Genomic DNA, 12044 nt, shown 5'->3' with positions numbered 1-12044 from the left:
CGGCTACCGATTGCGGTAGCCGTTCGTTTGAACTGCCAAAGTTTAATGTGATATGTACGGAGAGCTTTTGAAAATCACTCAATAAGCTTTCTGGCTTTAGCTCATACTGAAATAATTTTAAAAGCCCCAATAGGTAAATGCTTATTGGGGCTTTTTAGTGTTCTGTTTCTAGGCTCAGGGCTCAGGGCTCAGGGCTCAGGGCTCAGGGCGTAACGTTTAAGTCTAGGATTTATACTTATGCAGCAGATCCCAAGGGATATGGCATAAGTGGTGATCTTCAGGGAAGTGACTTAAGTGATGCTGGTGGATGTCGTCGCTCGCGACATAGTGAGTTAACGGCAATATCTCGAGTGCGATACGGTCTGCGTCATCACGAGATGCAATGTAGCTCGCAGCTTCTGATAAGTGCAAGGCGCTAGTGCTGTATACACCCGTGCGATATTTCTCGCCTACATCAACCCCTTGTTTGTTTACGCTGTATGGGTCGATGATCTCAAACAGATGCTCCATCAAAACCGTGACTGACGTGGTGCTCGGATCAAACTCAATCTGGACACACTCCGCGTAGCCATCGTAATCGCTTTGTGTGCCATTGCATTGCGTGCTATCGCATTGTGTCGTCCCGTTTTCTGTTAGCTGGGCGCTTCCATTGGCACGGCCTGCTTCTGTGCAGATAACACCAGGAACGTACTTAATAAATTCCTGTACGCCCCATAAGCAACCGCCAGCTAAATAAATTTGTTCCATACTTACCTTTTACTTCTCTGTGTTTGTTGATGTTTGTTCGATGCGTGAATCAATACGATGATACCCGCACGTATAAAAAAGCGTCTATAAAAATGAGCGCGCAAATAAAAACAAGCGTTTAGGCATTGTAAACCTGTGCGACTGAACAAACATAAGTTTAATATGATTTGTGATTATATAAGTCAGTATTGCTTTGTCATCAACTCGAATCTCAACATCAAGTGAGCGTAACTCTAAACATGTTTGACCAAATAAAAGACTTCATTAATCCGAGCAAGAACCCAGATCTTACTCAGGCCCATGAATACCAGCGTCAGCATCTGGCGACATTGTGGCTATTGGGAAAAACGGGGGCGGGCAAGTCATCGTTTATTCAAGCGGTCACGGGGGACTCCTCTGTTGAAGTCGGCAATGGTTTTGCGCCTTGTACCATGACGGCGATGTCTTACGAATTCCCACAAGACAAACCGGTGATGCGCTTTCTCGATACCAGAGGACTAAGCGAAGCGAATTATGATGCGAAAGAGGATCTGGAAGAGATTGGTCAGGCAGGTAATGCGTTAGTCGTTGTAATGAAAGCCGACGAACCTGAACAATCCTCAGTGCTTGCGGCTCTAAAGCAGATTAAGAAACAGAAGAAAATTAGACACTTGCTGCTTGTTCATACTGCAGTGTTGTCTTCCGGTGAACCAGATCGAGCAAGGCAGGTTCAGTTCAACACCAACCAAGTAGAGAAGGGTTGGGGTAAAGAGTTTGAATCGGTAGCGGTCGATTTCGAAACGGATGAGTCGAGCAATAACAGTGGTTCAATTTACAACTATGACATCTTGTTAGAAAAGCTGACCAGTATTCTTCCGGTGATCGGAATGATGGTGCAAGACAAAGAGCATTCCACGCAAGAAGAAGCCAACTTTGATCAAGTAGAAAACGAAGTGCTTTGGTATGCGGGAAGTGCGGCAGCGAGCGACCTGATTCCGGGTGTTGGGTTGGTGTCGGTACCTGCGATTCAAGCGAAAATGCTTCATAGCTTGGCGAATCAATATGGGGTTGAGTGGAACAAGAGAGTCTTCAGTGAGTTGATAGGCACTCTGGGAAGCAGCTTTGCGTTGCAATACGGAATGAAGCTGGGCACTCGACAGTTGATAAAGCTGATTCCAGTTTATGGTCAAACGGTAGGGGCGGTGGCTGCAGCGGCAATGAGTTTCGGCACCTCTTATGGTTTAGGTCGCGCGGCTTGTTTTTACTTCTATCATAAGAACAAAGGCGAAGAAGTGTCTGAAGAAGAGATGCAGAAGATCTACAAAGAATCCCTGAAAAAAGGAAAGGCGGCGTCGGGCTATGAAGAAAATTAGAAACCTATTTCGATTACTGGCGGTGCTATCGAGCGGTCGTTGGGGTATTGCTCTGATTTCTGCCATCTTCCCAAGCATTATCATGATGGGTTTTGGTGTCTTCTTGGCGATCAAATACGGTTACCTACTCGAAATGTCGATTGCCATTGCCGTGAGTACCTTGGTGTTCACCATTCCTTTATTCATTTCTAGCCGTTCTTCTCGCGAACCAACTTATAGCGATACTTCTGCAAATCCAGCGAGCGAGGGTGAAACCGAATCATCACCTAAGAATACTGACACTGATGATGCGTTAGTAAATGATGCGATGGTTAAAGCATCCGATGATTGGTCTCAAAAAGAACTGTCGATCTGGAATGATTCAAAACACCATGTACGCCAACAATTAATGGTCGACATAGAGTGGGGCAACCTAGACCAAACCGGTTTAGAAGTACTTGAGTTTGTGGCGAAAAAGTTTGATAAGAAATCGCTCGATTTCTCGATTCCTGAAGGGCTAAAACTCTTCGAAGAGGTCAGCCGACGCTACAAACTGGTAGTGCGAGAGCATATACCGGGCATTGAGTATCTCAAGGTTTCTTACATTAAGGCGGGCTACGAAGCCTATGACAAATATGGCGAACTAGGGCAGAAGATCGTTAAGGCCGCTATTTGGGGGAATCACCTCAAAAACCTCTATTTGAACCCGCTAAAAGTTGTTTCTGATATAGGGAGAGAGCAAGCGACATCTTCAATGACAAGAGGTGTGGTTGATGACATGCAATACGCCGCTAAACAAGCCTTGTTAGATGAAGTCGCTGCGGTGGCGATTGACCTCTACAGCGGACGTTTCAGCATTGAAGATGAAGCACTGAAAGCGTCTGATGTTTCTGAACTCGACGAACAACGCTTTGCTCCAGAGTTAGAACCTGTGCGAATCGTGCTGGTGGGGCAAACCAGTTCTGGTAAATCTTCACTTATCAATGCGCTTAAGCAAGAGTTGGTTGCAGAAGTGGATGTGCTGCCATCAACCGACACTTCAACTGTGTATAACGCGTTTGTCGACGATAATGATGTTCGCGTGGTTGATCTTCAAGGGCTTGATGGCAATCCTAAAACCGAAGCCTTAATGCTGAAAGAGATGACCCAAGCCGATGTGGTGCTATGGGTGCTTAAAGCCAATCAATCTGCGCGTGATTTGGATAAGCAATTGAAAGATAGATTTGATGCTTTCTATGACGATCCTAAGAACATCTCACGCAAGAAGCCGATTGTGGTGTCGGTTGTGAATCAGGTAGACCGATTAAAGCCTGTAGACGATTGGCAACCACCGTATGACTTAGAGAATCCAACATCAAACAAAGCAAAGATCATTGCTCAAGCGCTCGAATACAATCATATATTGCTGCAAACCGATATCGTGTTACCGCTGGCGATTGCGCCAGAAAAGGTACAGTTTGGTTTAGATACTTTAAGGCAGACGTTGATCGAGCGTATCGCTGACGCAAATAACGTTCAGAGAAACCGCCAACGTTTAGAGGCCATGAAAAGAGGCACGTCGGTTAAAGGCCAACTAAATAAAGCGGTCAAGGCGGGTAAGAAGGTTGCCCCCAGTGCATTGAAAGCAGCGACGCCAAAACTGGCTGAAGTGGCCATCAAGCAAGTCGTGAAGAAAAAGTAATCCACGACTTCGTATGCCAAACGGTTCTGGTGAGGCTTGAGACTCATCAGAACTGAGTTTTTAGAGCGTGAGAGCTTATCTTTTTTAGTTAAGGCTGAGAGCTTTAGTGCTTATCCTTTTTAGATCGGCGAGTTTTAGATCTTGGCTTTTTAAGCTCAGTAGCTCTCTAGAAGACAGCTTTTTAGAAAACAGCCATCTTCGCCCCTTATTAGATAAGTATTGAGTTTAAAAGAGATTCGATATTATTAAGTAACTCGCTGAACTAGTTTAATAGTATATAAACGACTGTGATTCACAGTTTATATAACATGCTATCGTATTTAATCATCATTCTAAATGTTGATCACATTTATACTTTTCTAAGCTGTATTTATAAAACAATTACACTATATTTAAATTTCGGATCATCTTGATTTCAACGTAGGGATATATTGTGAACATGTATCTGAAATGGCAATCAACAACATGGCTAACCTTGTTAGCTTGGTATACCTTAGATCACCAGCTCTCGTTCCGCCTTTCTTCAGAGTAGTACCCTCTAGGCGTCACACGCCAGCAAAGCAGCGCGCTTTGTTTACCTATCAGCAGCTTTGATAACCTTTGAACGCATGAATGTCGCACTTATTATTTCGTGCAGAATATTCGTTGTTTTGTCGTTCTCGCTAATTATCTCAGCCTCTGTTTAGGTTCGATTAATAACTCATTATTTAACTTGTTTATTTTCATTGTTAATTTCCGTCTATCTTTATGCGGATCTATTAAATTAATGGTGAGGATTCGTGACATCTAAAGAAAATAGATTTCGACCTGATCGGAATGTATAGAAAGGTACTATTATGGAAAACTTCAAACATCTACCAGAACCGTTTCGTATTCGTGTTGTAGAGCCAGTAAAAAGAACAACCTCTGCATATCGTGAGCAAGCCATTGTTGAAGCGGGCATGAACCCATTCTTACTGGATAGTGATGATGTGTTTATCGACTTACTGACAGACAGCGGAACAGGATCTATTACTCAGCGTATGCAAGCCGCGATGTTAATGGGTGATGAAGCTTACAGTGGTAGCCGCAGTTACTACGCATTGTCGAACGCGGTTAAGGATATCTTCGGTTACGAGTTGACGATTCCAACACACCAAGGGCGCGGCGCAGAGCAGATCTACATTCCTGTTCTTATCAAGAAGCGTGAAATGGAGAAAGGGCTCGATCGCAGCAAAATGGTCGCCTTGTCGAACTACTTCTTCGATACAACACAAGGTCACACCCAAGTGAATTGCTGTGTGGCGAAAAACGTTTATACCAAAGAAGCGTTCGATACCTCAGTGAATGCGGACTTCAAAGGCAACTTCGATGTGGTGAAGCTGGAAGAAGCGATTTTAGAAGCGGGCGCAGCCAATGTTCCTTACATTGTGAGCACCATTACTTGTAACTCTGCTGGTGGACAGCCAGTGTCTATCGCCAACCTAAAAGCCGTGTATCAAGTGGCTCAGAAGTACGACATCCCTGTGATCATGGATTCTGCACGTTACGCTGAAAATGCCTACTTCATTCAACAACGAGAAGCGGGTTATCAAGATTGGACAATCGAACAGATCACGCGTGAGTCTTACAAATACGCGGATGGCTTAGCCATGTCTGCTAAGAAAGATGCCATGGTACAAATGGGCGGCTTGTTGTGCTTTAAAGACGACTCTTTCATGGATGTGTACACAGAGTGTCGAACTTTGTGTGTGGTACAAGAAGGCTTCCCAACCTATGGTGGCTTAGAAGGTGGCGCGATGGAGCGTCTTGCGGTTGGCCTTTATGACGGCATGCGCCAAGATTGGTTAGAGTACCGCATTGGCCAGGTGCAATACCTTGTTGACGGCTTAGAAGCGATGGGCATCGTGTGCCAGCAAGCAGGTGGTCACGCTGCGTTTGTGGATGCGGGTAAACTGCTTCCTCATATTCCAGCAGGTCAGTTCCCAGCACATGCTTTGGCGTGTGAACTCTATAAAGTCGCTGGTATCAGAGCGGTTGAGATTGGCTCATTGCTGCAAGGTCGCGACCCAGCAACCGGTGAACAACACCCATGTCCTGCTGAGTTATTGCGCCTTACCATTCCTCGCGCGACCTACACACAAACGCACATGGACTTCATCATCGAAGCATTCGAAAAAGTGAAAGAGAATGCTGGGAAAGTGAAAGGGCTCGACTTTACCTACGAGCCACCGGTGTTAAGACACTTCACTGCGCGCTTGAAAGAGGTTGAAACCGTTGAAAAACAAACCGAAAAAAAGAACGAACAAACGCTCGAAGAAGCATTTTAAAATAAAAACATAAGCGAATAGTCACTAGAAACATAATCAAAGGCTCCCTCGGGAGCCTTTTCTTTTTTGAATGGTAGGGGAGTTATGTCGTTAAACAGCTAAACAGCTAAGCCATTAAGCTTTATAAGCACTTAACCCGTTAATCATTTAGGCCTTTAGATGTTGAACTATGCTTGCTTGTTTTTCAGCGTAGACTTTAGCATTTGGAATAGCCATTGATTCAAAGGCGCGTCTTTCTGTGAACGACGGCAGCTCATCACATAACCCACATCGATCGTCAGTTTTTCGGGTAAATCAATACTACGACAGCCTTCTGGTACGCTGCCATTGAGGGTGATACCAAAATAGTCGGATTTGGACACAACATCGTGAATCATCGCAGGGTGGTCGACTTCCACTCTTGGGTTGACGTGAAATCCGATATTTCTAAGACGATCAAGGATCGGGTATTTATTGTCATTCCATCCCGGGGTTTTAAATAGAATGATTGGGTAGTTAGCGAGCGACTCAAAGTCTTTCGCTGGATGATCCTCTCTCACGAAGAACACCACTTTTCCTTTGCCGAATTCCATTTGAGAAATTGACTGTGGCAAGGTTTCATCAAAGTAATGAACTGCAATGGATTCCTCACCGTCGATGAGCCTGTTCCTCACATTGCTTCCCCATCGAACGAATGAGTAGTGAGCATGCGGGGCTTCTTTACTCAGAGCAAAGTAGAGCTTCGAGCCAAAGCGCTCCCAGAACAGGGTATTTGCGTAGATTTTGATATCACCTTGGTAAGTTTCTGGCGAAAATACTTGGTGTTTAATGGCTTCAACGCTGCTCAAGATCTGCTCAAAATTTTCGATGTTGGTTTCAACAAAAGTCGTGGGTTCAAAACCGTGTTTGGTTTGAATGAACAGTGGATCGTCGAGCTGCAACTTTAATTTCGAAAGGTTCTTGCTGATCGCCCCAGAGGTTTTGCCTAGCGACTCCGCAACCAATCCAACATTGCGAAGTTCATACATACGCTTGATGACGAGGATATTTTGAATGTCTAAATTGATGTCCACAGGCTCTCCAAATGAATCCTTTTATAGGCAGTAATTTCGGTGCGGTAGGCGTACAGAAATTATGTGACTCTAATATCATAGTGGTAGTACAAAACAGATAAGACAGAACAGCGTCAGAACTTCGCTAATCCCTTGATTTTCCATTTGGTAAATCTTGCTTTTCCTCGAATGGTTGATGTTCGATTGTTAAAGTTACTTCAACAAAAACACAGATACCAAACGAACAAAGAATTAGAAATACAACGAGGTGATGTATGAAAAAGTTAATCGCACTAGGCTTAATGGCTCTTTCAATGAACACGGCTTTTTCTGCCGACGGTACGTATACAGGGACTATCGACATGACAAGGAGCGAAGGTAATCAAGTAAAGGCTGAGCGTGTTGAATCTGACTTAACACTGGAAGGAAGAAATGAAGCGTCTAACGGCGGAATCCAATTCCAAAAGAACGTAGATAAAGACCAAACGATCCAGCTTACAGGTCGTCGTGATTAACGTTAAAGATGTGCTTACCATTGTCATGAGAAATGCTGCGCCCTTGGGTGCAGCATTTTTCGTTATTGGGTTGTGGAGTATTTTATAAACTCTAGCGATCTAGCCTTGGCATGTTGTGTAACGTGTGGCATTTTGTTGTTCTCTAACTTTAGATCGCTATTGGGTGTTGGTTAAGCATTACAAACCAGTAAGCGAACGACTCGAAAGGACAAGGAATGACTCAAAAAGAAACGGGAATGATTCGTCATATTCTACTGATTAAGTTTAAAGAAAACGCTGAAGCTTCAGAGGTTCAAAAACTAAAGATGCTGTTTGAAGCGATGCCAAACAAGGTTGAAGGGGTCACTTCAGTAGAATGGGGATTAAATGACAGCCCTGAAAACAAGAATCAAGGTTATACCCACTCGGTGTTAATGACATTCGCCGATGAAGAAGGCCGCCAGAATTACCTTCCGCACCCTGAGCATGATGCGCTGAAAGATGTGTTTCGTCCGCTTTTAGAAGACATCATTGTGTTTGATTACTCCCTGTAATTAGGTTCTGAGTAGGTCTCTTGTGTTTGACTTACCTTCGATAATGAAGAGTTAGGGCCTAGCGTTTAAGCCCTAACTGAATAAGAAACGACTTACTCTGTTGGTGAAATCGTGACTGGTGCAAACGATGCGACAGCATTTCCGCCTGCGCCCGGACGATCTACATAAGGCGTGTTCTGCATTAAGGTGTAGTACACATCCACGAAGTCATCATCATTCACTAATACGCCATCAGGAATCACATCGATAATCTTGCCTGTGATCTGAGGGATGATCGCGTAACCCTGAACTTCTGGATCAGGAATCATCTTCAGTATCTCTTCTGCGGCTTGAACCAAGAGTTTTGCTAGCGCTTTGTAGTCTGTGCCATCATCGTGTTCTATTAAGATCATATCTGCAGCGCCCCAACGGTAGCGAGGCCAGAAGATGACGGTCTGGTTCGGGTAGTACGTCTGTTTGTCGTAGTCCAGATAAGGCATCTCAACGAGGTCGATCTGGGGCTCTAAACGACTTGAATCGACACCCGTCACGATAGCGTAGATTTCCGCTTTACCAGAGATCCAAGGTTCTTGGTCGACGGCTAAACGGATTTTGGTTAATTGTGTGGTATTCAACGGCTCAGGTTCCGACAAGGCTATCGAGCGACGAGCCCTGTTCATCAAAGACGGTTTTTGAGGTTTACTCTCGTCGGCATTGGTATCGCTAAAGGCATTGATTTGCGTTGTAGTACCCAGCTTTTGCATCTCTGCCTGCATTGCCATTAAGCCTGCTTTGAGCTCTTCAGCACCGTTACTATCAACCACAAACACTGGGACGTCTGGCATTTGGTACACGTCTAGTTCGTGAACCTGCCCATACACATCATAGGCTTCGATGTATTGCCAGTTTGAATCGTCGCCTGATGGTTCAAACGCGAATAATGGGTTTTCACCATTCTTCCAAGCTTCGATCATCGCTTCATCAGCCATGCGAACCTCTAACACAGAGTCGCTGAAGTCGTTGATCCTTTTCATCTTGCGATAACCAAGATCCGCTTTCTGCATCCGGCTTGAAAATGCAGAGTAGGGCTGAGTAGAGCTCAATTTATCTACAGGCGCGGATAAGTTCTTTTCTGAGATCTGAGCCTTCAATGAAAGCTCAAGCTCGGAATAACGCTCGCTGATTTGTAACGCCAAAGATTGCTTTTGCGCTGCGCTACTTTCTGCAATACCTAATGAATCAGTTGTCTCAATATTTTGCGCAAAAGACTGGAAGCCAACCACTGTCGTTGCAAGCACCATACTGATAGGAAAAGATGGTCTCATAAATAATCCTTATTTTAATTTTTATCATTAATAGAGCATTTGCCCTATAAGGATTAACCTATCAGTAACGTGAATGTGTTCAAAAGTTAGTCAGTTATTTTTGTTTCGTTGTGCAGCACAGGATCTCAATTTAAACTATTTTTATAAAATAATACCTAAGCAACCTTGATATTTATAAATTAATAAACGTATCAGTAAATAACTTTCAATATTATTAGCTACTACGGTGTGTCATAAAAAAACCTACTCAAAGTGAGTAGGTTTTTATTTCGCGGTTAACCGCTAGTTCTCGATTCACAACTTGTTTGAGAGGCTCGCTCCAACTCAATCTAAACGTAACGTTAGGCCAGAGTAGTTCGAGTATCCGCGCAGTAACACATGATAGGTCACACCCGGTTGATCGCTCACACTACACTGCTCATTGTTTCCAGCACGGTAAGGGCGACAGTCGTAACTTGATGTTGTTGGCTTGCTTCCCGATTTCACATAAAGATCGGCATCACCTGAACCACCAGACATTGAAACCGTCACGCTGGATGCAGAATCAACAGTGAACGTGTAGAAGCTCTCTGAAGATTGGTTCCCGCTTAGGTTCGTAATTGGTGTGCCTTTCGTCAGCACATTGCCAGTTGGTGGCGTTGAACCACAACTCGCATTCACGCCTACGGTATTAAAAGCATCTTCAACATCGGCAACCACATAGCCCATGTCTGCTGCGGCTTTCGCTACGCCACAAGCTCCTGCGTCAAAGGTACTGTTTGCCGTCCAATACAACTGGTTGGCAACCGTGAATATTTCAAAGCCCTTACGTACATTCCAACCCGACTTGTTCGCTAAAAGATAAAAGGCACGGTTATAAACACCGCTAGATAAGTGAACGTTCAAGCCATCGTAGTATTGCGAGGCGTGATCAATCGAGCGGCCATCTTTCGATGGTTGGTCAAAGTAGCGCAAACCACCTTCCGATTTGAATATATCGCTTCCGACCACCCAATCCACACTGCCACGTAAGTAGTATTCAGCCGCTTCGCCCGCAATATCGGAGAAGGCTTCATTGATACCGCCCGACATGTTTTTGTACACAAGGCCGGAGTTTTGCTCGGTGAATCCGTGGCTAACCTCGTGAGCACTCACGTTGATATCGACCAATGGGTAAAAGGTGTTTTTGCCATCCCCAAATGTCATGGATGAGCCATTCCAAAAGGCGTTTTCATAATCGGTACCGTAATGAACGCGCATCGTCAGCTGGAAAGTTAAAGGCGACGTGTTCATCCACTCTTTGTACATATCGAATACGACATTACCAAAATAGTGCGCATCGTTAAGAGGCGAGTAAGCCCCGTTGATGTATTTATGATCGGTGTAGTTAGTTCCGTCGGCACAGTTGTAGCTGTAGGCTGCGCTGCCAGACGTTCCGTTCCTCAAATCGACTGTCTTAACTGAATCATTTTCTAACGTACAAGTCGTGCCTGTTTTGTCGATGGGAAAGCTAGGGAAGTCACTGCCATATTCATATCGAGTGGTTTTGAGGTTGCCACCTGGGCCAGTACCTAGTGCTTTAGCGTGGTTTAGTCCATTCCATTTTTGGAGCACATCGCCAGTCGTAGCATCAATAAAGTAGAAAGGGCGCTCTGGCATTGAGGCCGCGATAAAGAAATCGACCAGATACACCACTTGGGCGACTTGGTTCTCATCCAATCTCACCATCAGTTTCGCGTTTTTATTTTCAATCGACTTTTTGCCGACAGTAAACGTGCGGTGAGAGGAAATAGCGGCTTCAATCGCTTGTTCCTCATTCAGCTTTGGTGCGATGCTGGACAAGTCTCCACTGATCCCTTGTGCCATTGAACCGAATACTTGAGTGGGTTGGTTCTTGGAAAGGGTGGCGACAACGGAGGTATCAAAGACGGGTAAACCTAGGTGAGTTTGTTGATAGCGGACTTTCGTTTTCCCATTGGGCAATACCACCCGTTTAACTTCAGAAAAACCTAATTCTAGTGGGGCAACACTCTTCGACTGAGCGACGAGGCTTTGTTGTAGCAGTGTATCGTTATCGACTCTGACCATTTCTGCAGCGTGTGCATTAAAGCCAAAAGATGTACCTAGAATAGCTGCTATTTTCCAGCTTAGTTGACGTTGTTGGTTCATTTTTCGTTCCTGATTTTAATATAAACTCCTTCTTCCCAACGGCTTTATAGGAAGTCTATATGCAACACGCTAATGCCATGTGTTGCGAATCAAGATTGGAAGAGCATTTCGGCTTATGACAAGTTTTATAGGGAGATTAAATTTTAGAGTATGTAATTCAAAGTTTACAAAAAACCTTATTGATCAAATTGTTTTTATAAAATCTAATTTTATTATTTATCGTAAATGTATGAAGGGGTGGGAGTTATTAAAAGCCACTTTATTTTAATTTATAGAATGAAAGCACCTGAGTTAACTTCGATATTTTTCTAATTTTATCTTAATTACAAATGAGTAAATAAGTAGGTTTTTGGAAGTGTAAATATTGTTCTTATTATCAATAGTAAACTTGTTTTAACAATACCACTAAGCACAGATCTCAACTTTTTTAACACTTAGTCTCGTT

Annotated in this window: 9 protein-coding genes; 5 read left to right on the top strand and 4 right to left on the bottom strand. The window is 44.1% G+C overall.

Features of this window, described 5'->3' with window-relative positions:
• Positions 1-222 precede the first annotated feature (222 nt).
• Positions 223-747, bottom strand: coding sequence for a peptide-methionine (S)-S-oxide reductase (locus ACED60_RS18820; protein ID WP_371728202.1), 525 nt, complete (start codon positions 745-747; stop codon positions 223-225).
• A 239-nt stretch (positions 748-986) separates the two neighbouring features.
• On the opposite strand from ACED60_RS18820, the gene ACED60_RS18815 reads away from it, so the two are divergent.
• From ACED60_RS18815 to tnaA, 3 genes are all read left to right on the top strand, one after another.
• The gene (locus ACED60_RS18815; RefSeq protein WP_371728201.1) at positions 987-2099 is read left to right on the top strand and encodes a YcjF family protein; all 1113 of its coding nucleotides are present in this window, start codon (positions 987-989) and stop codon (positions 2097-2099) included.
• Entirely contained in the window at positions 2086-3759 is a 1674-nt protein-coding gene (locus ACED60_RS18810) for a GTPase family protein (protein WP_371728200.1), read from the top strand. The genes ACED60_RS18815 and ACED60_RS18810 overlap by 14 nt, the downstream gene beginning before the upstream one ends.
• An 836-nt stretch (positions 3760-4595) precedes the next feature.
• Entirely contained in the window at positions 4596-6068 is a 1473-nt protein-coding gene (tnaA, locus tag ACED60_RS18805) for a tryptophanase (RefSeq protein WP_371728199.1), read from the top strand.
• A 167-nt stretch (positions 6069-6235) separates the two neighbouring features.
• On the opposite strand, the gene ACED60_RS18800 is transcribed toward tnaA, so the two are convergent.
• Complete coding sequence (locus tag ACED60_RS18800) at positions 6236-7120, bottom strand: LysR family transcriptional regulator (RefSeq protein ID WP_108186225.1); 885 nt, start codon at positions 7118-7120, stop codon at positions 6236-6238.
• A 254-nt stretch (positions 7121-7374) separates the two neighbouring features.
• Here ACED60_RS18800 and ACED60_RS18795 point away from each other — a divergent pair, with 254 nt between their 5' ends.
• Positions 7375-7614 (top strand): hypothetical protein, encoded by a 240-nt coding sequence (locus ACED60_RS18795; RefSeq protein ID WP_371728198.1) that lies wholly within the window; start codon positions 7375-7377, stop codon positions 7612-7614.
• Positions 7615-7829: 215 nt separating this feature from the next.
• Positions 7830-8147, top strand: a complete 318-nt coding sequence (locus ACED60_RS18790) for a Dabb family protein (RefSeq protein WP_009846539.1) — start codon at positions 7830-7832, stop codon at positions 8145-8147.
• 92 nt (positions 8148-8239) lie between these two features.
• Here ACED60_RS18790 and ACED60_RS18785 read toward each other — a convergent pair whose 3' ends face one another.
• Positions 8240-9451, bottom strand: coding sequence for a DUF3103 domain-containing protein (locus tag ACED60_RS18785; protein WP_371728197.1), 1212 nt, complete (start codon positions 9449-9451; stop codon positions 8240-8242).
• Between the two features lie 324 nt (positions 9452-9775).
• Positions 9776-11599, bottom strand: coding sequence for a M4 family metallopeptidase (locus tag ACED60_RS18780; RefSeq protein WP_371728196.1), 1824 nt, complete (start codon positions 11597-11599; stop codon positions 9776-9778).
• Positions 11600-12044: the final 445 nt, after the last annotated feature.

The organism is Vibrio sp. 1F279 (assembly GCF_041439815.1).
Classification (GTDB): Bacteria; Pseudomonadota; Gammaproteobacteria; order Enterobacterales; family Vibrionaceae; genus Vibrio; species Vibrio tasmaniensis_A.
This window is presented reverse-complemented; position numbering and strand designations above follow the sequence as displayed.

Excerpts from the sequence above, each read along its gene's own strand:
- ACED60_RS18815 (WP_371728201.1), top strand. The coding sequence starts at position 987 with ATGTTTGACCAAATAAAAGACTTCATTAATCCGAGCAAGAACCCAGAT.
- ACED60_RS18790 (WP_009846539.1), top strand. The coding sequence starts at position 7,830 with ATGACTCAAAAAGAAACGGGAATGATTCGTCATATTCTACTGATTAAG.
- ACED60_RS18820 (WP_371728202.1), bottom strand. The coding sequence starts at position 747 with ATGGAACAAATTTATTTAGCTGGCGGTTGCTTATGGGGCGTACAGGAA.
- ACED60_RS18810 (WP_371728200.1), top strand. The coding sequence starts at position 2,086 with ATGAAGAAAATTAGAAACCTATTTCGATTACTGGCGGTGCTATCGAGC.
- ACED60_RS18780 (WP_371728196.1), bottom strand. The coding sequence starts at position 11,599 with ATGAACCAACAACGTCAACTAAGCTGGAAAATAGCAGCTATTCTAGGT.
- tnaA (WP_371728199.1), top strand. The coding sequence starts at position 4,596 with ATGGAAAACTTCAAACATCTACCAGAACCGTTTCGTATTCGTGTTGTA.
- ACED60_RS18785 (WP_371728197.1), bottom strand. The coding sequence starts at position 9,451 with ATGAGACCATCTTTTCCTATCAGTATGGTGCTTGCAACGACAGTGGTT.
- ACED60_RS18795 (WP_371728198.1), top strand. The coding sequence starts at position 7,375 with ATGAAAAAGTTAATCGCACTAGGCTTAATGGCTCTTTCAATGAACACG.